The 24,701-nt window shown below is 67.8% G+C and carries 22 protein-coding genes; 3 read left to right on the top strand and 19 right to left on the bottom strand.

Features of this window, described 5'->3' with window-relative positions:
• Positions 1–51: 51 nt before the first annotated feature.
• Entirely contained in the window at positions 52–978 is a 927-nt protein-coding gene (locus tag QKY98_RS20300) for a 2-hydroxyacid dehydrogenase (RefSeq protein ID WP_144945076.1), read from the top strand.
• A gap of 15 nt (positions 979–993) precedes the next feature.
• Here QKY98_RS20300 and argE read toward each other — a convergent pair whose 3' ends face one another.
• The 11 genes from argE to QKY98_RS20245 form a co-directional block, all read right to left on the bottom strand.
• Positions 994–2,145, bottom strand: a complete 1,152-nt coding sequence (gene argE, locus QKY98_RS20295; RefSeq protein WP_284671472.1) for an acetylornithine deacetylase — start codon at positions 2,143–2,145, stop codon at positions 994–996.
• Complete coding sequence (locus tag QKY98_RS20290; protein WP_284671471.1) at positions 2,142–3,299, bottom strand: NAD(P)/FAD-dependent oxidoreductase; 1,158 nt, start codon at positions 3,297–3,299, stop codon at positions 2,142–2,144. The genes argE and QKY98_RS20290 overlap by 4 nt, the downstream gene beginning before the upstream one ends.
• Entirely contained in the window at positions 3,296–4,711 is a 1,416-nt protein-coding gene (locus tag QKY98_RS20285; protein ID WP_284671470.1) for an FAD/NAD(P)-dependent oxidoreductase, read from the bottom strand. The genes QKY98_RS20290 and QKY98_RS20285 overlap by 4 nt, the downstream gene beginning before the upstream one ends.
• Entirely contained in the window at positions 4,696–5,001 is a 306-nt protein-coding gene (locus QKY98_RS20280; protein WP_027599284.1) for a (2Fe-2S)-binding protein, read from the bottom strand. The genes QKY98_RS20285 and QKY98_RS20280 overlap by 16 nt, the downstream gene beginning before the upstream one ends.
• Positions 4,998–6,842 (bottom strand): ABC transporter ATP-binding protein, encoded by a 1,845-nt coding sequence (locus QKY98_RS20275; RefSeq protein WP_284671469.1) that lies wholly within the window; start codon positions 6,840–6,842, stop codon positions 4,998–5,000. The genes QKY98_RS20280 and QKY98_RS20275 overlap by 4 nt, the downstream gene beginning before the upstream one ends.
• Before the next feature lies 1 nt (position 6,843).
• On the bottom strand, positions 6,844–7,746 hold the full coding sequence (locus tag QKY98_RS20270; RefSeq protein ID WP_074583644.1) for an ABC transporter permease: 903 nt from the start codon (positions 7,744–7,746) through the stop codon (positions 6,844–6,846).
• Entirely contained in the window at positions 7,743–8,699 is a 957-nt protein-coding gene (locus QKY98_RS20265) for an ABC transporter permease (RefSeq protein ID WP_027602371.1), read from the bottom strand. Before QKY98_RS20265 ends, QKY98_RS20270 begins: the two co-directional genes overlap by 4 nt.
• A gap of 71 nt (positions 8,700–8,770) precedes the next feature.
• Positions 8,771–10,408, bottom strand: a complete 1,638-nt coding sequence (locus QKY98_RS20260; protein WP_027599280.1) for an ABC transporter substrate-binding protein — start codon at positions 10,406–10,408, stop codon at positions 8,771–8,773.
• Positions 10,409–10,847: 439 nt separating this feature from the next.
• Positions 10,848–12,140, bottom strand: coding sequence for an NAD(P)/FAD-dependent oxidoreductase (locus QKY98_RS20255; RefSeq protein WP_284671468.1), 1,293 nt, complete (start codon positions 12,138–12,140; stop codon positions 10,848–10,850).
• Positions 12,141–12,167: 27 nt separating this feature from the next.
• Positions 12,168–12,839 carry a haloacid dehalogenase type II gene (locus QKY98_RS20250; protein WP_027599278.1) on the bottom strand — a complete coding sequence of 224 codons (672 nt, stop codon included), beginning with the start codon at positions 12,837–12,839 and terminating at the stop codon, positions 12,168–12,170.
• A gap of 165 nt (positions 12,840–13,004) precedes the next feature.
• Positions 13,005–14,480 carry an aldehyde dehydrogenase family protein gene (locus QKY98_RS20245; protein WP_284671467.1) on the bottom strand — a complete coding sequence of 492 codons (1,476 nt, stop codon included), beginning with the start codon at positions 14,478–14,480 and terminating at the stop codon, positions 13,005–13,007.
• 184 nt (positions 14,481–14,664) lie between these two features.
• Here QKY98_RS20245 and QKY98_RS20240 point away from each other — a divergent pair, with 184 nt between their 5' ends.
• Positions 14,665–15,507, top strand: a complete 843-nt coding sequence (locus QKY98_RS20240; RefSeq protein WP_284671466.1) for a GNAT family N-acetyltransferase — start codon at positions 14,665–14,667, stop codon at positions 15,505–15,507.
• Positions 15,508–15,668: 161 nt separating this feature from the next.
• Here QKY98_RS20240 and QKY98_RS20235 read toward each other — a convergent pair whose 3' ends face one another.
• From QKY98_RS20235 to QKY98_RS20205, 7 genes are all read right to left on the bottom strand, one after another.
• A complete protein-coding gene (locus tag QKY98_RS20235; protein ID WP_267407421.1) occupies positions 15,669–16,184 on the bottom strand; it encodes an Lrp/AsnC family transcriptional regulator in 516 nt (171 codons plus the stop codon).
• 23 nt (positions 16,185–16,207) lie between these two features.
• On the bottom strand, positions 16,208–17,563 hold the full coding sequence (locus tag QKY98_RS20230) for an aspartate aminotransferase family protein (RefSeq protein ID WP_044341812.1): 1,356 nt from the start codon (positions 17,561–17,563) through the stop codon (positions 16,208–16,210).
• Positions 17,547–18,659: a phosphotransferase gene (locus tag QKY98_RS20225; protein WP_144954089.1), complete on the bottom strand. Its 1,113-nt coding sequence runs from the start codon at positions 18,657–18,659 to the stop codon at positions 17,547–17,549. The genes QKY98_RS20230 and QKY98_RS20225 overlap by 17 nt, the downstream gene beginning before the upstream one ends.
• On the bottom strand, positions 18,656–19,357 hold the full coding sequence (locus tag QKY98_RS20220) for a haloacid dehalogenase type II (protein WP_042134277.1): 702 nt from the start codon (positions 19,355–19,357) through the stop codon (positions 18,656–18,658). The genes QKY98_RS20225 and QKY98_RS20220 overlap by 4 nt, the downstream gene beginning before the upstream one ends.
• A 158-nt stretch (positions 19,358–19,515) precedes the next feature.
• A complete protein-coding gene (locus QKY98_RS20215; RefSeq protein WP_027599272.1) occupies positions 19,516–19,917 on the bottom strand; it encodes a hypothetical protein in 402 nt (133 codons plus the stop codon).
• 69 nt (positions 19,918–19,986) lie between these two features.
• Positions 19,987–21,321 (bottom strand): dicarboxylate/amino acid:cation symporter, encoded by a 1,335-nt coding sequence (locus QKY98_RS20210; RefSeq protein ID WP_197851563.1) that lies wholly within the window; start codon positions 21,319–21,321, stop codon positions 19,987–19,989.
• A gap of 111 nt (positions 21,322–21,432) precedes the next feature.
• Complete coding sequence (locus QKY98_RS20205) at positions 21,433–22,491, bottom strand: tartrate dehydrogenase (protein WP_169853902.1); 1,059 nt, start codon at positions 22,489–22,491, stop codon at positions 21,433–21,435.
• A 124-nt stretch (positions 22,492–22,615) separates the two neighbouring features.
• Between QKY98_RS20205 and QKY98_RS20200 the strand changes: the two genes are divergently transcribed.
• Positions 22,616–23,539, top strand: a complete 924-nt coding sequence (locus QKY98_RS20200) for a LysR family transcriptional regulator (protein WP_027599269.1) — start codon at positions 22,616–22,618, stop codon at positions 23,537–23,539.
• Positions 23,540–23,545: 6 nt separating this feature from the next.
• Here QKY98_RS20200 and QKY98_RS20195 read toward each other — a convergent pair whose 3' ends face one another.
• A complete protein-coding gene (locus QKY98_RS20195; protein WP_284671465.1) occupies positions 23,546–24,682 on the bottom strand; it encodes a glycerate kinase in 1,137 nt (378 codons plus the stop codon).
• Positions 24,683–24,701 lie beyond the last annotated feature (19 nt).

The following is a 24,701-nucleotide window of genomic DNA, read 5'->3' as shown; positions in this document are numbered from 1 at the left end:
ACAAACTACCGCCCGCTTGCGCCATCCTTGAGCTTTGCCGGAGACCTCCCCATGACGCTGCTCTACAAGGCCGATCCCGAACGTGGTCAGGCCTGGCGACGCCTGTTCCAGGAACGCGCGCCCGATATCGCCTTCCGCCAGTGGCCGGACGTGGGCAATCCCGAAGAAGTCCGCTACCTGGCCTGCTGGCAACCGCCGGAAGACCTGGCCAACCGCTTTCCCAACCTGGAGGTGCTGTTCGCCACCTCGGCCGGCGTCGACCAGTTCGACCTGAACCTGTTGCCGCCAGCGCTGCCCGTGGTGCGGATGCTGGATCCCGGCATCGTCGCCGGCATGGTGGAGTACGCCACCCTCATGGTGCTGGCGCTGCATCGCCAGTTGCCCCTCTATCTCGACCAGCAGGCCGCGGGACGCTGGCAGGAACATGCCCTGGTGACGGCGAACAACAGACGCGTCGGCGTGCTAGGTCTGGGCCAGATCGGCCAGGCGGTGCTGGAGCGGCTCGCCACCTTCGGCTTCCAGCTCTCGGGCTGGTCGCGCTCGCCCCATGAGCTGCCGGGGGTGCGCTGCCATGCCGGCGCCGAGCAGCTGCCGGCGTTCCTGGCCGATTGCGAGATCCTCATCTGCCTGCTGCCGCTGACCGGGGAGACCCGCGGCATCCTCGACGCCCGCCTGTTCGCCGCCCTGCCCCGCGGCGCCAGCCTGATCAACCTCGGCCGTGGCGCCCAGCTGGTGGAAGCCGATCTGGTGGCGGCGCTGGACAGCGGTCAGCTGAGCCAGGCGGTGCTGGATGTGGTGGAGCCGGAACCGCCGGCAGCCGACCATCCCTTCTGGCAGCATCCGCGGATCTGGCTGACGCCCCACGTGGGCGCCATGACGGTGCCGGAAACGGCGTTCACCGTGTTGCTGGACAATATCCGGCGCCATCAGCGCGGTGAGCCCATGCAGGGTCTGGTGGATCGCCAGCGGGGCTACTGAAGAGACCGGGTGGCCTCAACCCAGGGCCACCCGCAACCGCCCAAGCAAGGCGTCACAGGCGGCGAGCTGGCTCAGTTCGACATACTCGTCCGGCTTGTGCGCCTGCTTGATGCTGCCGGGGCCGCAGACCACCACCGGGGTGTCCAGCCGGCTGGCGAAAAGGCCACCCTCGGTGCCGAAAGCCACCTTGAGCTGGGTGGTGCCCGGTTCGACCAGGGTCTGCAGGAAGCGCACGGCTTCGACGCTGGGATGGGTATCCAGGCCCGGATAGGCGTTGACCGTCTCGATCTCGATGGCGGCCTTGTCCGAGGTTTGCCGTGCCTCCCGGACCAGGCTGTCCGCCGTTTCCTGCAGCGCGGCGACCAGGATGGCGGGATCGTCCGCCGGCAGGTGACGGATCTCGAAGTCCAGGGTGCAGAGGTTGGGCACGATGTTCAGCGCCTTGCCGCCATCGATCCGCCCGACATGCAGGGTGGTGTAGGGAATGTCGTAGGCCGCGTCGTGGGCGCCCTCTTCCGCCAGGCGCCGCTGGCTGGCGCGCAGGGCGCCGACCAGGTCGCTGGCCAGGTGGATGGCGTTGACGTGCAGCGGCGCCAGGGAGGAATGGCCCTCCTGGCCATGGCAGTGGGCGCGCAGCGCGGCCTTGCCCTTGTGGCCGAGGGCGACCTGCAGGTCCGTGGGTTCGCCGACGATGCAGAGGAAGGGGCGCACCGGCGCCAGTTCCAGCACATCCAGCAGGCGGCGCACCCCGACGCAGCCGATCTCTTCGTCGTGGGACAGGGCCAGTTGCAGCGGTCGCTTCAGGGGCTCACCCCGGGCGGCGGCCAGCAGGGCCACCACGGCGCAGGCGACGAAGCCCTTCATGTCGCAGGCACCGCGCCCATAGATCCGGCCGTCCTTCAGGGTCCCCTCGAACGGTGGCAGGGTCCAGGCCTGGCCGGCCACGGGCACCACGTCGGTATGCCCGGAGAGCAGCACGCCGGGCACGTCGCTCGGGCCGACGCTGGCGAAGAGATTGGCCTTGCGCCCGCTCTCGTCGAGCACCAGGCGGCAGGCGATGCCGGCGGCCTCCAGCAGACCCTGCACATGTCGGATCAGCGCCAGGTTGGAGTCGGCGGAAACGGTGGGAAAGCCGATCAGGGTGCGCAGCAGGTCCTGGCTGTTCATCCGGCGAGACTCTCGCTGCGGGGTTGCGCGAAGCGGCCGATGTCGAAGGCCGCCAGCGGCGTCTCGGTACGGCCGGTGGCGATCAGTTCGGCCATGGTGTCGCCCACCCCCGGGCCGAGCTGGAAGCCGGCGCCGCAGAAGCCGAAGGCGTAGTAGAGACCGTCCACCTGGCTGCTCGGGCCCATGATCGGCAGGTCGTCGGCGATATAGCCTTCCACCCCGCTCCAGGTGCGGATCACGTTGACCCTGGCCAGGGCCGGCGCCAGGCGGCGCAGCTGGGTGAGCTGATTGAGCAGGCCATGGGGCTCAGCGCGGGCCAGACGGGTGTCCAGATCCGGGCGGGAGCGGAAGCAGCCGCCGAAGATCACGTTGCCGCGCGGGATCTGGCGGAAGTAGATGGTCTCGCTCACCAGCGGTGAAGAGACGCCCACCGCTTCCTTGAAGGCATAGGGCAAGGGCTCGGTGACGCCCATCTGGGGGCCATGGGTCTCGATGGGCACCGGCTCGCCGAACTGGCTCGACAGCCGACTGCCCCAGGCTCCGGCGGTGATCAGCAGCCGCGGCGCCTGGTAGCGGCGCCCGTCGGCGGCCTGCACCAGGAAATCGCCATCCGGCTTGGTGACCTGGGTGATCTCCATCCCTTCCTGCAGATTGACGCCCTCGCGCACCGCGGCGCGGGCAAAGGCCGGCGCGGCCAGGCGCGGATTGGCATGGCCATCGTGGGGCGCATAGGAGCCGGCCACCACCTCGGGGCCCAGGTAGGGAAACTTCTCGTGCAGGGCCGCGCCTTCGAGCACCTGCAGATCGAGGGCGGCGGTCTCCGGCGCCCGGGCATACTCGTGCAGCATGGCGATGCGGCAGGGATCGTAGACCACCCGCAAGTGGCCGCCAGGGATGAATTCCAGGTCATCGCCGATCAGCTCGGGCAGGCGACCCCAGAGGCCGCGGGAGCGGTTGGACAGCGCCACCTGGGTCAGGTAGCGGCCCTGCCGGCGGACGTTGCCGAAATTGGTGCCGCTGGCGAAGCGCCCGACCTGATCGCGCTCCAGCAAGAGCACCGACAGGCCCCGGCGGCGCAGAAAGAAGGCGCTGGCGCTGCCCATGATGCCGGCGCCGACGACGATGACGTCCGCGCGGTTGGCGGTCTGGTTCATGACGAAAGCTCCTCTTCACTGGTGACGATGCCCAGCGGCAATGGCCGGACCGGTGCCTGGCCGCGCAGGCGGCCAACGGTTTCCACCGGCACCCTGGATTCGGCGGCGATGATCTCGGCGCCGGCCTGGGCGCAATAGCGACCCTGGCAGCGACCCATGCCGACGCGACTGAAGGCCTTGGCCCGATTGGCTTCCTGGGCACCCTTCTCGCGCACCACGGCGCGCAACTCTCCGGCGGTGATGCCCTCGCAGCGGCAGACCACCGCGGTATCCGGCAGGCTGGCCATCTGTTTCGCGGGCCAGGGAAAGGCCTCGGCCAGGCCCAGGCGAAAGCGCTCCTGCACCGTCAGCGCCTCGCGGCAGCGCTCGGCGAGGCCAGCGGGCGGGGTGCGACCGAGATCGGTCAGCACCGCGCAGGCGGCCAGTTGCCCGGCCAGCTCCGCCCCGTCGGCGCCCCGTACCCGGGCGCCATCGCCGGCGGCATAGACCCCCGGCGCGGAGGTGCGGCCGTCGGCATCCAGTTGCAGCACCCATTGGCCAGTGGCGCGCTCGAATTCGAAGGCGCAGCGGGCGAGATCGCCCAGCTGGGTCTCGGGGCGCAGGTGATAACCCAGGCCCACGGCGTCGCCCGCCACCTCCTGGCGCAGGCCGCGCGCATCGGCGAAGGCCACGCCGCGCACGCCCTGTTCGGCATCGCCGAGGATCTCCAGCGGGGTGACGCCAAAGTGCAGCGGCACCCCGGCGCGCTTGAGCGAGGCCATGAGTTGCACGCCCTTCCAGGCCACGCCCGGACGGGCCAGCAGCTTGGGCGTGGCCTGGGCGCGCAGGCGCAGCGGCGCGGTGTCGAGGACCGCGGCCACCGTGGCGCCGGCCTGCTGGTATTGGGCGGCGACCAGGTAGAGCAAGGGGCCGCTGCCCAGAAAGATCACCCGCCGGCCAATGGATACCGCCTGGGCCTTGAGGGCGATCTGGGCGCCACCGAGGGTATAGGTGCCGGCCAGGTTCCAGCCCGGCACCGGCAGCAGGCGGTCACCGGCCCCGGTACAGAGCACCAGGGCATCGAAGTCCAGGGTGCGCTGGCGATTGCCCTGCACCGTGTAGAGGGTGCGCTCGTGCAGATGCCAGGCCAGGGTGTCGGGGCGGTAGTCGAGGCGTCCGCGCACGCCGTCGAAGGTGCGGTGCAGGCTTTCGGCCTTGCCCGCCTCGCTGCCGTAGAGAGTGGCATAGGGACGCTGGAAGCCCTCGGGCTGGCGCCGATAGATCTGGCCGCCGTCGCGGCGATTCTCGTCGATCACCACCGGGGTAATGCCGGCAGCCAGCAGGGTTTCCGCGCAGCGCACGCCGGCCGGACCGGCCCCGACGATGACCACCCGCGGCGGGTTGCCGCCCCCTTTCGTTAGGCCCGATTCCATACCGCCTCCGGTTGCGTGGTGAGGATCTGCAGGCCTTCGCGGACCTCGGTGCCGCAGGCGCGCAGGCGCTCGCCGTCGGCGGTCCAGACCCAGCAATCCTGGCAGGCGCCCATCAGGCAGAAACCGGCGCGGCGCTCGTCGCCGAATTCCGACCGGCGCAGTGCCGGGCCGTTGGCCAGCAAGGCGACCATCAGGGTGTCGCCGGCCAGCGCCGTGACCGGCAGGCCATCGACGCTGAGGCTGACCTGGGGCCGGCCGGTCTCGCCGAGTCGCTGAAAGCGGGAAGTCATGCGCGAACTCCTTGGGTGTGCAGCAGGGCGCCACCCTGCAGGCGCTGCAGGGTCTCGCCATCATGATGACAGAGGATGCGGTTGCCCCCGGCGAGGGTCTGGGGCCGGGGCGGCACCCGGTCGCAGCGGCCTTCGAGCCGTACCGGGCAGCGCTGCAGGAAGCTGCAGAGCCGACCACTGGCGGGCGGCGACGAAACCAGGGGGACCGCCGTGCGGATGGGTTGCTCTTCCAGCCAGCCCTGGCGCAGTGCCGGTACCGAGGCGGTGAGCAACTCGGTGTAGGGATGCAGCGGCGGATGTTGCAGCGTGGTCGGGGTACCCAGCTCCACCGGCTGGCCGGCATAGAGCACCAGCACCTCGTCGCAGAGACTGCGCACCGTGGAGATGTCGTGGCTGATGAACAGATAGGCCAGCCCCAGCTCACGGCGCAATTCGGCGAGCAGATCGAGAATGGCGGCGCCGACCACGGTATCCAGCGCCGAGGTGACCTCGTCGCAGAGGATCAGTTCGGGTTCGGCGGCCAGTGCCCGAGCCAGGTTGACCCGCTGCTTCTGGCCACCGGACAACTCGCCCGGACGCCGGCTGGCGAGGCTGGCCGGGAGTTGTACCCGGTCGAGCAACTCGCGGACCTTGCGCTGGCGGGTGGCCTTGTCGAAGGCGTGATACGTCTCCAGCGGGCGCATGAGGATGCGCTCCACGCTGTGGGCCGGATTGAGCGCCGTGTCGGCATTCTGGTAGACCAGTTGCACCCGGCGGAACTGCTCGCGGGTGCGGCCGTCCAGACCGGGCGGCAGCAATTCGCCACCCAGGCGCACGCTGCCCTGGGCCGGCGGCAGCAGGCCGGCGATCACCCGCGCCAGGGTCGACTTGCCCGAACCGGATTCGCCGATCACGCCCAGGGCCTGGCCAGCGCCGATGCGCAGGTCGATGCCCTCCAGCACCCGGTAGCGCGGCAGGCCATCGGCGCCGACGGGGCCGTAGCCGGCCACCAGGTCCTTGACCTCCAGCACCGGGGCGGCGGTCTCCACCGTGGGCAGGCCACGTTCCGCCAGGGGTTCCGGCCGGGCCGCGGCCAGCAGGCTGCGGGTGTAGGGATGGCGGGCATTGGCCAGCAGGCGTTCGGTACGGCGATTTTCATAGACCTCGCCGCCGTTGAGCACCAGGATGCGATCGGCCATCTGGGCCACCACGGCCAGGTCGTGGGAGACGTAGATGGCGGTCACGCCCCGCTCGCGCACCACCTGCTTGAAGACGCGCAGCACCTCGATCTGGGTGGTGACGTCCAGCGCCGTGGTGGGTTCGTCGAGGATCACCAGGGTCGGATCGGTGATCAGTGCCATGGCCGCCATCAGCCGCTGCAACTGCCCGCCCGAGACCTGGTGCGGATAGCGCTGGCCGATGTGCTCGGGATCCGGCAGCGCCAGCTCCTTGAACAGCTTCAGCGCCCGCGCCTCGGCTTCCCGACGCGTCAGCACGCCATGGATCAGCGCGCTTTCGATGATCTGCTCCATCAGCCGCCGCGACGGATTGAAGGCCGCCGCCGCGCTCTGGGCGATGTAGGCCACGGTACGGCCACGCAGCCGGCGCAGGCCCGCGGCGTCCAGCTCCAGCACCTGGGTGTCGCCGACGCGGATAGAGCCGCCGGCCAATCGGCAGCCGGCGCGGGCATAGCCGAGCAGCGACAGGGCGATGGTGGTCTTGCCCGAGCCGGATTCTCCGATCAGCGCCAGCACCTCGCCCTTGGCCAGGTTGAAGCCGACGTCCTTGACGATGGTGGTTTCGCTGCCGTCTTCGCCCTGGGCGACCACGCGCAGATCCTTGACCTCTACCAGCAATTCCATCTCAGCGCCCTCCCCGGCGCCGCGCGCCGAACCGGTCGATGAGCAGGTTGACGCCCACGGTCAGGGTGCCGATGGCCAGCGCCGGCATCAGCACCGCCGGAGCGCCGTCGGCCAGCCCGCCGATGTTTTCCCGCACCAGGGAGCCGAGGTCCGCGTTCGGCGGTTGCACGCCGAGGCCGAGAAAGCTCATGCCGCTGAGGAGCAGCACGATGTAGACGAATCTCAGGCCCAGGTCGGTGAGCAGCGGCAGGCGCATGTTGGGCAGCATCTCGCGCAGGGCGATGTACAGCCGGCCTTCGCCGCGGGTGCGGGCGACCTGGACGTACTCCAGCTCGGTGAGATTCATCGCCAGGCTGCGGGCGATGCGATAGCAGCCGGGGGCATAGCCCACCACCGCCATGACGATCAGCAGCGGCACCGAGGAGCCGAAGGCCGAGACCATCACCAGCGCCAGCATCTTGCTCGGCAGCGAGATCAGCGCATCGATCAGCCGCGACAGCGGCTCGTCCACCCAGCGTCCGGACAGCGCCGCCAGCAGACCGAGGCCGGTACCCAGGACGCAGGCCAGCACCGCCGCCACCAGCGCCAGCCCCACGGTGAAGCGGGCGCCGTCGAGGATGCGACTCAGCACGTCACGGCCCAGGTAGTCGGTGCCCAGCAGGTGCGCGGGGCTATAGCTGGCCAGTACCGCGCTGTCGCCCAAGGCGCCCGGGTCATAGGGCGCCAGCCAGACACCGAACAGCGCGATGAACAGCCAGAAGGCCACCAGGACGCCGCCGATGATGCCAGTCAGGGACCAGCGGCTGCGCCGACGGGTCCGCGGCGGTGACAGCTGGGCGTCGAGCGTCTTGCCATCCACCGGCACGACGGACGCGGCACGTACGGGAATCACGGGTCGGGTCATAGCGTTCTCAGCCTCGGATTGGACAGGATGGCGCAGAGGTCCGCCAGGGTCATGAGCACCAGGTAGGCGCAGCAGAACAGCATGGCGCAGGCCTGGATCAGCGGCAGGTCGCGACTGGCGACGCCGTCCACCATCAGCTGGGCGATGCCCGGGTAGTTGAAGATGGTCTCGACGATCACCACCCCGCCCATCAGGTAGGAAAGACTCAGGGCGATGGAATTGGCGATGGGCCCCACGGCATTGGGCAAGGCATGGCGCAGGACGGCGCGCACCGGACCGACGCCCTTGAGCCGGGCCATCTCCACATAGGGACTCTGCAGTTGCTCCACCAGGGCGGCGCGGGTCATCCGCGCCATCTGCGCGACGATCACGCAGCACAGGGTGCCCACCGGCAGCGCATAGGCGCGCAGGAAGTCCAGGGGACCGTCGATGTCATGGGCGAAGGTCAGCGCCGAGGTCCACTGCAGGTGCACGGCGAAGACCAGCACCGCCAGGGTCGCCACCAGGAATTCCGGCACCGCGACGATGCCCAGGGTAAAGACGTTGAGGGCGCGGTCCAGGCGACCGCCGGCGTTCATCGCCGAGACGATGCCCAGGCCCAGCGCCAGGGGTACCGACACCAGGGCGGTGACCCCGGCCAGCATCAGGGAGCCGCCCAGTCGATCGCCGATCATGGTGGAGATGGGCATCTGGCTGGCCAGCGACTGGCCGAGATCACCGTGCAGGAGGCCGCTCAGCCAGTGGACGTAGCGCAGCAGCGCCGGCTGGTCGAGGCCCATCTGGGCCCGCAGCGCGGCGACCTGCTCGGGTAGCGCGAACTGGCCCAGCGCCTGCTGCGCGGCATCGCCCGGCAACAGCGCGGAGACGAAGAACACCAGCAACGAGACGATGAGCAGGGTCAGCAACCCGCCCCCGAGGCGTCTGGCGATGAGGGAAAAGACGGAAAGGTCCAAAGCCACCTCCTGCTTGAGCGTGGAGCGGCGAGCCGGTCGCTGAGGAGCGACTCGCCGTGAGGCAACGAGCGTCAGGCCTCCAGCCAGACGTGCTCGGCGAACATGTAACCCATGAAGCCACCGATGGGGATGATTCCGTAGCCACCGAGCTTGGGCGAATGGGCATCGATGGAGCTGGTGAAGATCGGCAGGCCGATGCCGCTGTGCTGGTGGATCAGCAGCTGCATGTCGGCGTACATCTGCTTGCGCTTGGCGACATCCGTCTCGCCGCGGGAGGCCACCAGCAACTGGTCGAACTGTTCGTTCTTCCAGCCGGATTCGTTCCAGGGCGCATCGGACTTGAAGAATTGCGACAGCAGGATGTTGGCGGTGGGCCGGGCGTTGATGTTGCCGAAGCCCAGCGGGTCCTTCATCCAGTGGTTGTCCCAGTAGCCGTCGGCGCTGACCCGATTGACCATCAGGTTGAGGCCGGCCTGGCGCGCCGACTGCTGCAGCACCAGGGCCATCTCGTTGGCGTTGTCGGCGGCGGTGGAGGTCACCAGCGGCATCCGTGCGCCGGCGATGCCGGCCTTCTGGAAGAGAAACTTGGCCTTGTCCGGATCGTAGGGCCGCTGGGGCAGATCCGCCGCGTAATAGGGTGTGCCCGGCATGATCGGCTGGTCGTTGCCGATGGTGCCGTAGCCGAGGAACACCGACTTGAGGATCTGCTCGCGGTCGAACAGCAGCTTCATGCCCTCGACCACGTTGGGATCGTTGAACGGCCGATTGGGAATGCGCATGATCAGGTCGGTGTAGCCACCCGAGGTGTTGGCCACCACCTTGAGCTTGCCGCTCTGCTTGAGACGTTCGGCGGAGCGCGGATCCACCGACACGGTGAGCTGGACGTCGCCGGCCAGCAGGGCGTTGACCCGCGAGGGCTCGTCGCCGATGCCGATCAGCTCGATCTCGTCCAGATAGGGCTTGCCGGACTTCCAGTAGTTTTCGTTGCGCACGCCCACGGTGCGCACGCCCGGCTTGAATTCCTTGACCTTGAAGGGTCCGGTGCCGTTGGCGGTGGAAAAATCCTTGGTGCCGTCGGCGATGATCAGGAACGGCGAGATGGCCAGCACCGCGGGCAGCTCGGAGTTCGGCGACACCAGGCGGATGCGCACCTCGTCGGGGGCCACCGCGGTGACCTCGGCAAACTGGTCGGCCAGGGCCTTGACCTTGGAACCCACCGCCGGGTCCTTGTGGCGCAACAGCGAGTAGACGACGTCGGCGCTGTCGAAGGTCTTGCCGTTGTGGAATTGCACACCCTGGCGCAGCTTGATCGTCCAGGTCAGGGCGTCCTGGGTATCGAAACTCGTGGCCAGCGCCATCTGGGGTTCGAGGTGGCTGTCGAAGACGGTCAGGCCGTTGTAGAAGAAGTATTGCCGGGCATAGTCGCCCGAGAAAGCGCCGCGGGCCGGATCGAGCGTATCGGCGGTGGACGACCCGGCCGCTGCGGCGCGCACCCGACCGCCACGGCGCGGGGTGCCGCTGACCGCATCTTCTGCGGCGAACGCCTGGCCGTCACGGCCGAGCAGACCACCCACCCCGGTCGCCAGCAACCCGGCGGCGCCCAGCAGGCGCAGCGCATCGCGCCGCGACAGCCCCCGATGCAGGGCCTCGAAGGCCCGAACGCTTTCAGCAGCTCCTATCAGGGGACTTCCAGTCTTTTTCTCGGTCATGTCGGCTCGCTCGTTGGGGGCTCGGTCACCAGTCCGTACACCCCTCCCCGGGCGCACGGCGCTGTCCTCTTGGCCGCCTTGTCATGCGGCCTGGCTCATTACAGCACCGGCCCCTCGCCGATTACCGTCGAATTGCCCCTGCGGCGAGACAGAAAAGACCGTTTTGACCAAGCCGCTCAGCATTGTTTGCGGTGTGCGTCGCGACGGCGCATCAGGGCCCGCCATGCCCGTCTTTGGCGCGCTGGCGCGGCGTTTCGCTTGGGGTGGCGGAGCGCGGTGCGGACCGCGACGGGAGACTGGATGGCTGCGAAAAACCTGCGGTGGCAGCAGGTTCTGCGCAGCGCCGCCGGTTTGCGCCCGCCGGGCTGCGGAAACGCAAAACCGCCCGCGCGGGCACTGCGCGTGGCAGGACCCGGGCGGGCGGTTGCGGGAGCGACGGCTAGTGCAGGCGATCCTGGACCCGGTAATACAGCCCTACCAGCGGCAGGAACCACGGCTTGCCGAAATGCCCGGGAATGGCCGGCCAGTCCAGTACCCGCCAGGGATTGGCCTGGCTGCGGCCCTCCAGCACCTCGGCCATCACCCGGCCCATGTGCACCGACATCTGCACCCCGTGGCCGCTGTAGCCCATGGCGTAGAACAGGCCATCCTGCTCGCCGGCGCGGGGCAGACGGTCGGCGGTCATGTCCACCAGGCCGCCCCAGCAATAGTCGATGGGCGTCTGGGCCAGGCTGGGAAACAGCTGGCCCAGGGCGTTGCGCAGCACGGCGCCGCTCTTGGCGTCCTGGCGCGGATCGGACAGGGCGAAACGCGCCCGCCCGCCAAAGATCAGCCGGTGATCCGGCGTGGTGCGGAAATAGTTGCCGATGATGCGGCTGGTGACATAGGTGCGCCGATTGGGAAGCAGTTCGTCCAGCTGCGCCTTGGGCAGCGGCGCCGTGGCAATGATGAAGCTGCCCACCGAGGCGATGCGGCGGCGAAACCACTGGAAGGGGCCGACGCTGGCGTTGCCCGTGGCCACCAGCACCTGGCGGGCGCGCAACTCGCCCTTGGCGCTGATCACCCGAAAGCTGTCATCGGGCAGGCGCTGCAGATCGCTCACCGCCGCGCCCTCGTAGACCTGGGCGCCCCGTCGCACCGCCGCATCGGCCAGCCCTACGCCGAAGCGCCCCATGTGCATCTGGGCACCGTTGTGCTGCAGCAGCCCCCCATGGAAATCATCTGACGCCACCTCGACCCGCACCTGGGCCGCGCTGAGCAATTCGACCTGCGGATCCACCTCCTGGCGGATCAGATCGCAGGTGCGCGCGAGGTTGTCGTAGTGCTGCGGCTTGGCCGCCAGCTTGAGCTTGCCGGCCTTGTGGAAATCACAGGCGATGCCCTCTTCGGCGATCACCGCCTCGACGCTGGCCACCGCATCGGCATAGGCCTGGTAGAAGGCCCGGGCCTTTTCGGCGCCCAGGCTGGCGTGCAGGGCCGCGTAGTCCTGGGCAACGCCGGTGTTGCAGTGGCCGCCGTTGCGCCCGGAGGCTTCGCCGATCACCCGACCGGCCTCCAGCACCGCCACGCTGGCACCGCGCCGGCGCAGGGCGACGGCCGCGGAGAGCCCGGTGAAGCCGCCGCCGATGATGGCGACATCCACCTCGCCCGCCACCGGCCCCGGGGTGGCCCCGGTAAAGCCCGGCGCGGTCGCGAGCCAGTAGGAATCGGACGATGCTGGGCCAAGACTCATGGGCAGGCGCTCCGGCAGCTCAGGGGGTTATTCGAGACCGACGACCGCGGCCAGGCCGCCGATGTCCTTGATCTCGGTGTTGCGGTAGAACGGCGTGCTCGGCTCATGGCCGCGATTCACGAACACCTTGTTCTTGATGTTCATGTAGTCGGCCGGAATGAGGTCGTAGCGAAAGCTCGACGACACGTGCAGCACGTCTTCCGGGCCGCAGCCGAGGTTGTCCAGCATGTATTCGAAGGCCTGCAGGCGCGGCTTGTAGGCCTGGCCCTGCTCGGCGGTGAAGACCCGGTGGAAGGGCACGCCCAGCTTGTCGACGTTGGACATGATCTGCTCGTCGGCGGCGTTGGAATAGATCACCAGCGGGATCTTGTCGGCGATCTTGGCCAGGCCCGCGGTCACGTCCGGATGCGGCCCCCAGCTCGGCACCGCCTCGTAGTAGGCATTGGCCTCGGCGTCGGTGAAGGAGATGCCCCAGCGCTTGCAGGTACGCTCCACCGCCGAGTACAGCACTTCCGAGTAGGGTTTCCAGGCGCCCAGCACCTCGTCGAAGCGATAGCCGTTGAAATCCTTGCAGAACTGGTCCATCGCCTCGGCCGGAATGCGGTCGGCGAACATCTCGCGGGCCATGTCGGACATGCGGAAACGGGTCAGGGTGCCGTAGCAGTCGAAGGTGATGTACTTGGGCCGAAAGGCGGTCATGGCAAGAGTCCTTTGACAGGGGTCGTGAGTGAGAGACCGGGGCGCCAGTGGCGTCCCTGGCAAGCATTACAGCACCGGCGGGCCTGACAGTTGTCCGCTTTCAGGCGCCGCGGGAGACAGAAAAAACCGTTTTGGCGGTAGGGCCCAGCATTGTTTGCGGCGACCTCAGGAGTGCTCCAGATCGATCAGTACGCTCTTGCTGCGCAGGGTCGCCTCATAGGCGGCGCGGCCCAGGTCCTTGCCGATGCCGGAGCGCTTGTAGCCGCCGGTGGGAATGATCCAGTCGTGGCTGCGGCCATAGCGATTGACCCAGACGGTACCGGCTTCCAGCGCCCGCGTCAGGCGCAACGCCCGGCCGAGATCGGCGGTGTGCACCCCGGCGGCCAGACCGTAGGTGGGGTGATCGGCCAGCGCCAGGGCCTCGGCTTCGTCGTCGAACACCTGCACGGTCAGCACCGGGCCAAAGATCTCTTCGCGCACCGCGGGATTGTCTGCCTCGACCCCGGTGATCAGCGTCGGCTGATAGTAGGCGCCGCCCATGCCCTCCTCGAGGGCACCACCGACCAGGATCTCCGCGCCGGCCGCCCGACTGCGCGAGACGATGTCCTGGATGCGCTGGCCCTGGCGGTGGGAAATGATCGGCGCCAGGGTGGCCTCCGCCGACCAGGTCGGCCCCGGGCGCAAGGCGACGAAGGCCGCCTGGATGCCCTCCAGCATCGGCTCCAGGGCGGCCCGCTGCACCAGCAGCCGTGAGCCCGAAACGCACACCTGGCCGGCGTTGCCGGTGATGGCGGCGGCCACGCTGCGGGCGGTACGGGCCAGATCCGGGGCGTCGGCGAACACCAGCTGCGGACTCTTGCCGCCCAGCTCCAGGGTCACCGGCTTGGGCCCGCTCTCGGCGCAGGCGGTCATGATGGCGGTACCGGTTCCGGTGGAGCCGGTAAAGGTGACCTTGCCGATGCGCGGATGGCGGCACAGGGCGTCGCCGGTGGTCCGGCCATCGCCCTGGACCACGCTGAGGATGCCGGCCGGCAGACCTGCCAGGACGGCCAATTCGGCCAGGCGCAAAATGGAGAACGGCGTCAGCTCCGACGGCTTGATCACCACGGCATTGCCGGCGGCGAGCGCCGGCGCCATCTTCCAGCCGGCCATGCTCAGGGGGAAGTTCCAGGGCGCGACGGCGCCCACCACGCCATAGGGTTCGGTGATCTGCAGCCCCAGGTGACTGGTGGCGGTGGCCGCCACCTCGCCGCCGTGCTTGTCGGCGAATTCGGCGAAGAAGCGGATGCCCTCGGCCACATAGGGGATGTCCCAGGCCAGCACCTCGCGCAGCGGACGGGTCGAACCCACCGCTTCCAGCGGGCCGAGGATCTCGCCGTCGGCTTCGACCAGATCGGCCCAGCGGCGCATCACCCGCGCCCGCTCGCGCGGCGGCCGGCTGGCCCAGTCGCTGGCCTTCCAGGCACGCCAGGTGCCCTCCACCACCTCGTCCACCAGGTCCGCCGAGGCGCACGGCAGGCCGCTCTGGAAACCGCCATCGGAAGGCCGGAACACCTCCAGTTCGGCGCGGGCGTCGCGGATGCGCCCCTCGCTGAAATGGGCACAACGAACCGCTATTGCTCTGGGGTCGAACGAGGCCATGGCGCGCTCCGCTAGGGCTGTGGGCTTGGCCCCCATGCTAGGCGCGCGGGTCGCCATCTTTTGCCGAACTGGCAGGGGCCTTCGGCGCCGCGCAGTGGCGCGTCCACCCCTCGGCAACCGAATCTGCCGTCGCCGCTTGTTAGGCTGACGCCTGAATCAGCCAGACCCGAATCGGAGCCCTGCCGTGTCCCACGCCACCCTAAGACCCCTGCGCGAAACCGACCTCGCCACCGCTCACCAGCTGTCCCAGGCGCTGCACTGGCCCCATCGCCCGGAAGACTGGCAGTGCCTGTTCCACACCGGCGAAGGCCTGGTGCTGGAAGACGACCAGGGCGTGTTCGGCACCGGGTTCTGCGTGCCCCAGGGCGACTTTGCCACCATCGGCCTGGTGATCGTCGCCGACAGCCACCAGGGCCAGGGCCATGGCCGCCGCCTCATGGACGGCCTGCTGCAACTGGCCGGCAACCGCACGCCCCTGCTGGTCGCCACCCTGCGCGGCGCCCCGCTCTACCGCAGCCAGGGCTTCGACTCCTATGAGCGCATCTATCAGCACCAGGTGGCGAGTCTGCCGGCCATGGCTGAACGTCAGCCACTGGAAGACCAGGTCTGCGAGCTGAGTCCGGCAGCGGCGCCGCAGCTGGAGACCCTCGCCCAGGCGGCTACCGGCCTGGACCGCAGCGCCCTGCTGCAGGAATTGCTGCCCCAGGCCGAGCGCATCGTCGGCTTTGAGCAGGAGGGCCAGCTGCGCGGCTTCGCCCTGCTGCGCCCCTACGGCCGCGGCCTGTCGGTCGGCCCGGTGATCGCCGAATCCACCGACCAGGCCAAGGCGCTGATCCTCGCCCTGCTGCGCCACGCCGAAGGGCGCTATGTGAGATTCGACGTGACGGCCCGCAGCGGTCTCAATCCCTGGCTGAGCGACATCGGCGTTCCCCAGGTCGATGAGGTCGAGCAGATGGCCCGGGGCAAGGCACCGCTGTCCCGCGATGGCCTGGATCAATTCGCGCTGCTGACTCAGGCGCTGGGCTGAGCGACCGCGGCCTCGCGCGAGCGGTATCCCCGCGGCAGGCGGCGCGGCCGCCTGACCGCTCTGCTGGGCGAAATCGGCGACCATCCCCTTAACCGTCCAGCCCCGCAGGCGCCCTCAGGGCACAGCCGTCCGCACCGTCAGGCCAGGGTTCCAGACGCTGGCTAGCGTCCTTCATCCGCCCAGCTGGGTCGCTCATTGACGAGGGTTTCCAGTGGATAGCCGCCTTGGCGAAGGGGCTGGCGCAGGACGATGCGACTGGCAAATTTCTCGATACCGATATTGTCCTCCAGCAGTCGATCCATCAGGGCCTGCAACCAGTTGATGCTCGGCACCACGATCTTGAGCAGATAGTCGTAGCCGCCACTCACGTTGTGGCACTCGACGATCTCCTGATACCGGGTGATTCCGTCTTCAAAGGTGCGAAAGTCTGCAGGTCGATGGCTGCTGAGGGTGACCTCGGAAAAGACGATGACATGACTGCCCACCTTCTCCAGGGCGATATCGGCGTGATAGCCGCGGATCACCCCGGTCTCCTGCAGTCGCTTGGTGCGAAGCAGGCAGGGACTCTCGCTCAGCGATATCGCGGAAGAAAGCTCGACATTCGAACAGCGTCCCTCGCGTTGCAGATACACGAGAATCTTGATATCGAACGCATCGAGGGACGCCGGAGGGTGCATGGGTCTGCCTTGAACGGTGAGCGCTAGACGCGGGGAACTGCAGAGTGCGCTTCGGTCAGCGCCGCGTCGAGCGTCTCTATCACCAGGCCGGCCTGTTCCGCGGTGAGCACCAGGGGGGGGCGAATCTTCAGCACGTTGTGGCCCATGGCGCAGCCGCTGAGCAGGACACCCTTGTCGCGCATCAGATTGACCACCCGGGTCGTCAAGGCTCGATCCGGCTCTCGTGTCAGCCGATCGGACACGAGCTCCACGCCGACGAACATGCCTACTCCCCGCACATCGCCGATGGCCGCGTGCCGGTGGGCGAGCGCCGCGATACCCTCTCGCAGGAGCGTGCCCACCTCGGCGGCATGCTGCACCAGGCGTTCCTTCTCGATCGTGTCGAGCACCGCCAAGGCGGCGGCGCAGGACACGTTATTGCCCCCGAAAGTATTGAAATACCGGGAGTTCCTACCAAACTCGGCGAGGACGTCCGCGGTGGCCAGCAGCCCGGCGACCGGTTGTCCGTTGCCCATCGGCTTGCCCAGGGTGACGATATCCGGGATCACACCGTGACGCTGAAAGCCCCACAGGTGCTCGCCGGTCCTGCCAAAGCCCGGCTGGACTTCGTCGGCGATGAAGATACCACCGGCCCGCTTGATCGCCTCGACCGCGCCCTTCAGCAGACCCGCCGGCTCGGGCAGGATGCCATCGCTGGTAAAGATCGAGTCCACGATCAGCGCCGCCGGCTTGATGCCGTGGCGTTGCAGGTCGCGAATCGCCGCTTCGACGTCGCGGGTGAAGCGCTCAGCGACATCCACCGCGCCGGCATGGTAGGCGCGTGGCGCCGGTACCAGTCGCACATGGGCGCCGAGGTCCACCGTGACGCCCAGCGACGGCGAGAATTTCGCGACCGCATCGGTGAAGCCGTGATAGGCGGTCTCGGTGACGATCACGCCCGTGCCCCCCGTGCGCACCTGGGCGATCCGATAGGCGACGTCGTTTGCCTCGCTCCCGGTGCAGGTGAGCATGAGGTGCGCCAGCTCGGTCTCGGGCACGGTGGCGAGCAGGCGCTCGGCCAGTTCGAGAATGGTGTCGTGCAGATAACGGGTATTGGTGGCGAGGGTCTGCACCTGCCGGCAGATCGCCTCGGTCACCGCGGGGTGGCAATGGCCGAGCGAGGCGACATTGTTGTAGGCGTCCAGATAGCGGCGGCCCTCCGGATCGATCAGCCAGGCGCCCTCGCCCCGCACGATATGCAGGGGATGCTCGTACATCAGCCGATAGGCCGGCCCGAGTAGGGCGTCGCGGCGTTCGATCAGGGCCGCCGTTGCGGCGTTCAGTTTGACGCGGCCCGGTATGTAGGCGTTGACCATGTTGAGGTCAGGGGTGCTGTTCATGGCGTGGTCCTGTGCATACGTCGGTAAGTAACAGCTCGCGTGCCTGATCTCGAGACAGATCGGCCAGCAAGGTCAGTGCCTCCCACGAGGCCGCGTTGTGGCGCATGATGTAGTCGTAGTTTTCCGGATAGCGCCTGGCCCGCCACTCCGAGATCAGCACGGTGATCAGGTGACGCGTCGCCATGAGGTCGGCAACGATCTCCTGCTCGCTTTCGTCGAGCGGCAGCGTGGCGTGATAGGCGCCGAGGAATTGTGCGGGGCCCAGGAGTGGATCGGCAGGGCCACTCATGGCAGGGCCGCTCCCGGCAGGGCCACTCATGTGGAAGGCAGCGGCGGTGGCGACCTCGCCCACCAGGGGCGCATGCAGCATGTCGCCGAAGTCTATGACTCCGATGATGCGCTCGTGGTCCTGGGGCGCGGCCAGCACGTTGTAGAGGTGGTAGTCGTTGTGGATGACCTGGGCCCTCAGGTGCGGCAACAGTGGCAGCACGTGCCGGTTGAAACGCGCCATGAACGTCCTGACCAGGGCGCGGCGCGGGCCTTCTTCGATGCTATCGACCTTGGCCGCCAGGCGATGGGCTGTGGCAACGTTCCACAGCAGATCGTGGGTCGCGGACGGGTGCTCGAAGTCGCGCAAGGCGAGGTTCAATTCGGCCAGGAAGGTGCCCATCGCTCGGCGCTGGGTAGCGGTACGGCGGGTATCGCGGACCTGCACACCGTCGAGATAGGTCAGCATCCGCACAGAGGTCGCCGATCCGTCCGGGAGCACCAGGGTAGCGTGCGTCTGCCCTCCCAGCGTCCGCACCACCCGAGGTACCGGAAGGCTGGGCGCCACGCAGCAAATATGGTCGAGCGCGGCGATCTGAAAATCCACCACCGCCAGGGATTCGGACGGATTGCTGATCTTGACCACGTAGCGCTCGCCCGCCGCCGTCTCCACACGGCAATTCTGATCCCGCTCACCCAACAGCAGGTCGACCCGGCCATCGATACCGTAGAGACGCCGAACGAGCTGCTGCACCTCGTCCGGCGCGAGGGTCGGTGGTGGCGTCTCCATGGTCGCCGAGACGCCTGGCTGTGCGGTGGCGACCATCATCCCTGCCTCGGCGAGGCGGTCTCGGCGAGGCCTGGCAGACCGAGCAGCCCCGGAAGTTGGCGGATATCGGTCAGGCGCTCGACGCCATAGCCGTCGCAGGCCGGCTCATGCCCGCGGTCGATGAAGGCCCTGGCCATGAAGCCCAGATCCGCAGCCGTCATCAGGTCGTAACGGAAGCTCGAAGAGACATGCATCATGTCCTGCGGCCCGCAGCCCAGCTGCTCGAACATGTACTCGAATACCTGCGCCCTCGGCTTGTAGGCGCGCGCCTCTTCCGCCGTGTAGACCGCGTGAAAATCCGCCTGCAGGTGGGCGACGCTGGCGGGAATCAGATCGACCATGGAGTTCGACAGGATCACCAGCGGTACCTGCGGGGCGATGGCCTTGAGCGTCTCGACGACATGCGGATGCGGCTGCCAGGTGGGCACGGCCTGGTACAGAGCCAGCGCATCGGCCGCGCGATAGTCCACGCCGTGCTTGGCGCAGGCGCGCTGAATGGCGTTTTCCACTACCTCGAAAAAGGGCTTCCAATCGCCCAGGACTTCATCGAGGCGATAGAAACGAAAACTGTCGAGGAAGGCTGGCATCCGCTCGCTCGGCACACGATCCGCGAACAGCCGCTTCGCGGTGGGTCCCATTTCGAAGTTGATGAGCGTGCCATAGCAGTCGAAGCTGATGAATTTCGGCTTGTACGTCATGTGTCGCGAACTCCAGCGCCTGGGTGAGGGGTGATGCCTCAAGCTTAGGGAGTTCGCGCCCGCTGGGATGCTCTACAACAGGGACGCTCAGGCAGATTCCTGCGCAAATCGGCGCCTGCTGGCAGGATCTGCGGGAAGACTTTCCGACGACTCGCCGGTCAACGCCACTCGCACCCCGCCACACGGTTGCAACTGGTACGGGCGCGGTCGCCCTGGGACGTGGAGAAGCGACTGATGACGTTCCAGCCCAGCTGCCGGGTGCGGCCCAGCCAGAGGTTGCCGTCGCTGGTCAGGCCGCTGAAGAACTGCAGTCGTCCCAGGCGGGTGCTGGTCTGCGCCCATGACAGACCCGAAACCGGATCGTAGCCCCGCATCAGGGTGTCGTTGCCCTGGACCGCCACCCCGTACCAACCCCCCTGCCCGTCCTGGCAACGCAACACGAAGGCGCTGCGCACGCAGGTGTTGGCCGGTTTGAGACTGGGAATGGCCGCCTGGACGGCAGGTACCAGCAGCAGAGCCGCGGCCAGCAGGCCGGTACGCAGGAGCGCAGACGAGGTCATGGCGGTAATCGGTCGGGAGCGGGACGCCCAGCATGAGGTAAATCCCGCAGCCCGACCAGCACTGGCGTGCTAAAGCGCCTTGCGACCCAGACTGGACAGGGCCGGCTCGGCCATCGCCACGCGTTCCTGAACCTCCGGCTCCGAAGCGGGAATTGCCTGGCCATCCAGCGCGGCGTTGAGCCGTCCCATGTCCAACGCTCCCACCCAGCGCGCGATAACCAGCGTGGCTACGCCATTGCCAATGGTATTGGTGATCGCTCGAGCCTCGGACATGAAGCGGTCTACACCCAGTAGCAGCACCATGCCGGCCACCGGGATGGTGCCAAGACTGGCGAGGGTCGCCGCCAGGGTGATGAAACCGGAACCGGTGACGCCGGCCGAACCCTTGGACGTGAGCATCAACACAGCCATGATGATGAGCTGGTCGGTCAGGCTCAGCGGCGTGTTGGTGGCCTGGGCGATGAAGGTCGCGGCGGCGGTGTAGTAGATGGCCTGGCCGTCCGGGTTGAAGGTCAGGCCGGAGGGGATGACCATGCCGGCCACTGGCTTCGAACAGCCGGCGTTTTCCATCTTGCGGATCATCTGCGGCAGCACCGACTCCGACGAACTGGTGCCCAGCACGGTGAACAGCTCTTCCTTGAGGTACCTGAGCAGCTTCCACAGGCTGAAGCCGGCGACGCGGCAGATCGGGCCCAGCACCAGGGCGACGAACAGGATGCAAGTAATGTAAAAGCAGGCCATCAGCTTGCCCAGGGAGAACAGCGAGCCGAAGCCGTACTTGCCGATAGTGAAGGCAATGGCGCCAAAGGCCCCCAGCGGCGCCAGACGCATCACGATGTTGACGATGCCGAACATGCCGTGCATCAGACTGTCGAGCGTGCGGATGATCGGCTTGCCCTTGTCGCCACAGCGCGCCAGGGCCACGCCGAGCAGGATGGAGAACAACAGGATCTGCAGGATGTTGCCCTTGGCGAAGGCATCCCCGAGGGTGTTAGGGATGATCTGCATCATGAAGGCGATGAAGGATTCATGCTTGGCGGCCTCGGTGTAGCTGGCGATGGCGGAGCTGTCGAGGGTGGCTGGATCGATGTTCATGCCAGCGCCGGGCTTGAAGGTATCGACCACTACCAGCCCGACGATCAGCGCCAGGGTCGAGACCACCTCGAAGTAGATGAAGGCGCGGATGCCCACCCGGCCCAGCTCCTTCATGTCGTTCATCTTGGCGATACCGGTGACCACGGTAAGGAAGATCACCGGCGCGAGCAGCATCTTGATCAGCTTGATGAAGGCATCGCCGATGGGTTTGAGCGAGGTGGCGAAGTCCGGGTAAAAGACGCCGAGCAAGGCGCCGGCAATGACCGCGATGACGACCTGGACGTAGAGTTTTCCGAGTAGGCGCTTCATGGGATATCCATTGTTGTTCTTGTAATGGAAGCGACCGCGCCGGCGGGCGGTCGCCCGTGAAAGTGCTGAGGCCTTCCCACCCGCTGGCTCGCCGCGGGTGGGAACGCCGAGCTAGCGGGCGATCAGCTCCAGCACGGCGTCGGTGACCTGGCGCGTGGTGGCCGTACCGCCCAGGTCTGGCGTGTGCAGGCCGCTGGCGGTGACCTCCTCGATGGCTCGCATCAGGTGGGCACTGGCCTCGCGCTCGCCTAGGTGGTCGAGCATCAGCGCCGCGGTCCAGAAGGTAGCGATGGGGTTGGCGACGCCCTTGCCGGTGATGTCGAAGGCTGAGCCGTGGATGGGCTCGAACATCGAGGGAAAGCTCCGGTCGGGGTTGAGATTGGCGGTAGGCGCGATACCCAGGCTGCCGGAGAGCGCTGCAGCCAGATCCGAGAGGATGTCGGCGTGCAGATTGGTGGCGACGATCACGTCCAGGTTGCCGGGCTTGAGCACCATGGTGGTGGTCACCGCATCCACCAGCTCACGGGTAGTGCGCACGTCCGGATAATCCTTGGCCACCTCGGCGAACACCTCGTCCCACAACACCATGCCGTGGCGTTGGGCGTTGGACTTGGTGACCAGGGTCAGGTGCTTGGCCGGGCGGCTGCGGGCCAATTCGAAGGCGAATCTATGGATACGCTCGACGCCAACGCGGGTGAAGGTGGAAACCTCGGTGGCTACCTCGATGGGCAACCCCTGGTGGACCCGACCACCGCTGCCGGAGTATTCGCCTTCGGAATTCTCCCGCACGATCACCCAGTCAATGGCCTGCCCGTTGGTCAGCGGACTTTTAACCCCGGGTAACACCCGCGCTGGCCGCACGTTGGCGTATTGGTCGAAGCCCTGGCAGATCGGCAGCCGCAGGCCCCAGAGGGAAATATGATCCGGCACCTTCTGGCTTCCTACCGCGCCGAAAAAGATGGCATCGGCCCGCTTGATCTCGTCCAGCCCCCCTTCCGGGATGTAGTGACCATGCTGCAGGTAGTACTCCGAATCCCAGGGGTAGTGGCTGACATCAAAGGCGAAACTGCCCAGGCGCCTGGCCAGGCCTTCGAGGACCTCGAGGCCGGCGGCAATGACTTCGACCCCGATACCGTCTCCGGGAATGGCTGCGATCTTGTAGTTCTTCATGGCTGGGCCCTGTGCTCTGGTTCGTTGGGTGAGACGCCGACTGGCAGCGCTGGGCCGAGTATAGGTAGTGAAACCTGAGCTAAGATTCACCTGAACTCATCACTTACGTGAACTGAGGTTGATAATGAGTCGCCCCCAGGATTTGACCTTTTTTCACCAACTGGCCCAGCAGGGCAACCTGGCCGCCACGGCTCGCGAGCTGGGCATCACGCCCTCTGCAATCAGTAAACGACTGACCGCACTGGAAAAACGGCTAGGCGTTCGGCTCGTCAACCGGACCACTCGCTCCCTGGGTCTCACGCCCGAGGGTGAACTTTATTTCCGCCATGCCGGACGCATTCTCGGTGACATCGAAGCAGTGGAAGACATGGTCGCCAGTCGCCGGAGCCAGCCCAAAGGCCTGCTGAGGATCAACGCTTCCCTGGGCTTTGGTAGACGCTACATAGGCCCGGCGCTGGCAGCCTTCATCGACCGCTACCCGGAGGTGGAGACCCAACTGCTGCTCAGCGACCATCCCATGGAACTGGCTGCCCATGGTCTGGACCTGGGCATCCGCTTCGGCGTGGCCCCGGATGCGGGCTATCACGCCCGACGCATCGCCAGCAATCGCCGATTGCTCTGCGCCTCACCGCTTTATCTGGAGCGCTACGGTGCACCGCAACGGTTGCAGGATCTGGCAACGCACAACTGCATCTTCCTGCGACAGAACGACAGCATCCACGGCGTCTGGGAGTTTCTCGAAGGGTCGCGCACCCGCAGCATCAAGGTCCGCAGCAACCTGAGCTGCAACGATGGTGAGGTGGCGCTGAACTGGGCACTCGAGGGCCGCGGCATCCTGCTTCGGGCGGAATGGGACATCGCCCGCTACGTGCGTAGCGGGCGGCTACGTCGGGTTCTGGAGGACGCCAGACCGCCTTCGGCAGATGTTTATGCGGTCTATTCCGAACACCATCACCTATCGGCCAAGGTGCGCCACTTCATCGACTTCCTGGTGGAACGCTTTCAGCGTATCGACCACCTCGAAGACCCGGCCAGCGAAGTCGACTGATCGCTCTCAGCTCTGCGCCGCCTGCCACAGCCGACCGATATCGCGAGCGGTGCGTTCCAGCAGTCCCTCGGCTTGGGCCAGGGCCTCTTCCAGGCTGAGCGGGCCCGGTACCAGACTGAAGGCAGCGGCGAGGCCCTGTTGATAGAGGGCGTCGTAACCTTCGCCCAGCGAGCCGGCCACGGCCACCACCGGTACGCCGTGGCGCTGGGCCAGGCGCAGGACGCCCGCCGGGGTCTTGCCCCTCAGGGTCTGGCCGTCCAGCCGCCCTTCCCCGGTCACCGCCAGATCGGCGCCCTCCAGGGCTTCTTCCAGACCTACCAGCTCCGCGACCACCTCGATGCCGGGGCGAAAGGTGGCCTGGAGAAAGGCCAGGGCGGCAAAGCCGACCCCACCGGCGGCGCCGGCACCCGGTTGCTCGCTGACATCACGGCCCAGGGTCGCGGCGGTGACCGTGGCGAAATGCGCCAGGGCCGCGTCCAGCTCCCGCACCTGCTCGGGGGAGGCGCCCTTCTGCGGCCCGAAGATCTGGCTGGCTCCCTGGGGACCACAGAGCGGATTGTCGACGTCGGCGGCGATGACCACCTCCACCGCCGACAGGCGCGGATGCAGGTACGTCAGGTCCAGGCTGGCCAGGGAGGCCAGCGCCGCACCGCCCGGTGCCAGCGCCTGGCCCTGCCCGTCCAGCAGCCGGACGCCCAGGGCCTGGAGCACGCCCGCGCCGCCGTCGTTGGTGGCGCTGCCGCCGATGGCCACTACCAGGCGCTCGGCGCCGGCATCCAGGGCGGCGCGCAGGAGCTCGCCGGTCCCGTGGGAGGTGGCGACCCGCACGTCGCGGCAGGCCCTGGGTACCAGTTCCAGACCGCTGGCGCTGGCCATCTCGACGAAGGCGGTGCGCTGCTCGGCCAGCCAGCCCCAGCGGGCGGTCACGAGTTCGCCCAGGGGACCGGTCACCCGCGCCTCGCGCACCTCGCCGCCCGTCGCGGCGAGTACGGCATCCAGGGTGCCTTCGCCGCCGTCCCCCAGGGGGCACTCGATGACCTCAGCCTCGGGTAGGGCCTGGCGCAGGCCGCGGGCCAGGGCGCTGGCGACACCGGCGGCGGACAGGCTTTCCTTGAAGGAATCGGGAGCGATGACGATTTTCATGGGGCGATTCTCCGTTGTT

This window comes from Pseudomonas sp. HR1 (assembly GCF_030175875.1).
Lineage (GTDB): Bacteria > Pseudomonadota > Gammaproteobacteria > Pseudomonadales > Pseudomonadaceae > Chryseomonas > Chryseomonas oryzihabitans.
Note: the sequence above shows the minus strand (reverse complement) of the source record. Positions and strands in the feature narration are given on the sequence as shown.

Bases quoted from the DNA above. Each gene is read 5' to 3' on its own strand.
- QKY98_RS20300 (WP_144945076.1), top strand. From the start codon at position 52: ATGACGCTGCTCTACAAGGCCGATCCCGAACGTGGTCAGGCCTGGCGA.
- QKY98_RS20245 (WP_284671467.1), bottom strand. From the start codon at position 14,480: ATGGCCTCGTTCGACCCCAGAGCAATAGCGGTTCGTTGTGCCCATTTC.
- QKY98_RS20235 (WP_267407421.1), bottom strand. From the start codon at position 16,184: ATGCACCCTCCGGCGTCCCTCGATGCGTTCGATATCAAGATTCTCGTG.
- QKY98_RS20275 (WP_284671469.1), bottom strand. From the start codon at position 6,842: ATGGAATTGCTGGTAGAGGTCAAGGATCTGCGCGTGGTCGCCCAGGGC.
- QKY98_RS20290 (WP_284671471.1), bottom strand. From the start codon at position 3,299: ATGAACCAGACCGCCAACCGCGCGGACGTCATCGTCGTCGGCGCCGGC.
- QKY98_RS20250 (WP_027599278.1), bottom strand. From the start codon at position 12,839: ATGACCGCCTTTCGGCCCAAGTACATCACCTTCGACTGCTACGGCACC.
- QKY98_RS20210 (WP_197851563.1), bottom strand. From the start codon at position 21,321: ATGAAGCGCCTACTCGGAAAACTCTACGTCCAGGTCGTCATCGCGGTC.
- QKY98_RS20220 (WP_042134277.1), bottom strand. From the start codon at position 19,357: ATGACGTACAAGCCGAAATTCATCAGCTTCGACTGCTATGGCACGCTC.
- QKY98_RS20225 (WP_144954089.1), bottom strand. From the start codon at position 18,659: ATGATGGTCGCCACCGCACAGCCAGGCGTCTCGGCGACCATGGAGACG.
- QKY98_RS20260 (WP_027599280.1), bottom strand. From the start codon at position 10,408: ATGACCGAGAAAAAGACTGGAAGTCCCCTGATAGGAGCTGCTGAAAGC.
- QKY98_RS20230 (WP_044341812.1), bottom strand. From the start codon at position 17,563: ATGAACAGCACCCCTGACCTCAACATGGTCAACGCCTACATACCGGGC.
- QKY98_RS20280 (WP_027599284.1), bottom strand. From the start codon at position 5,001: ATGACTTCCCGCTTTCAGCGACTCGGCGAGACCGGCCGGCCCCAGGTC.
- argE (WP_284671472.1), bottom strand. From the start codon at position 2,145: ATGAACAGCCAGGACCTGCTGCGCACCCTGATCGGCTTTCCCACCGTT.
- QKY98_RS20255 (WP_284671468.1), bottom strand. From the start codon at position 12,140: ATGAGTCTTGGCCCAGCATCGTCCGATTCCTACTGGCTCGCGACCGCG.
- QKY98_RS20195 (WP_284671465.1), bottom strand. From the start codon at position 24,682: ATGAAAATCGTCATCGCTCCCGATTCCTTCAAGGAAAGCCTGTCCGCC.
- QKY98_RS20270 (WP_074583644.1), bottom strand. From the start codon at position 7,746: ATGACCCGACCCGTGATTCCCGTACGTGCCGCGTCCGTCGTGCCGGTG.
- QKY98_RS20205 (WP_169853902.1), bottom strand. From the start codon at position 22,491: ATGAAGAACTACAAGATCGCAGCCATTCCCGGAGACGGTATCGGGGTC.
- QKY98_RS20285 (WP_284671470.1), bottom strand. From the start codon at position 4,711: ATGGAATCGGGCCTAACGAAAGGGGGCGGCAACCCGCCGCGGGTGGTC.
- QKY98_RS20200 (WP_027599269.1), top strand. From the start codon at position 22,616: ATGAGTCGCCCCCAGGATTTGACCTTTTTTCACCAACTGGCCCAGCAG.
- QKY98_RS20215 (WP_027599272.1), bottom strand. From the start codon at position 19,917: ATGACCTCGTCTGCGCTCCTGCGTACCGGCCTGCTGGCCGCGGCTCTG.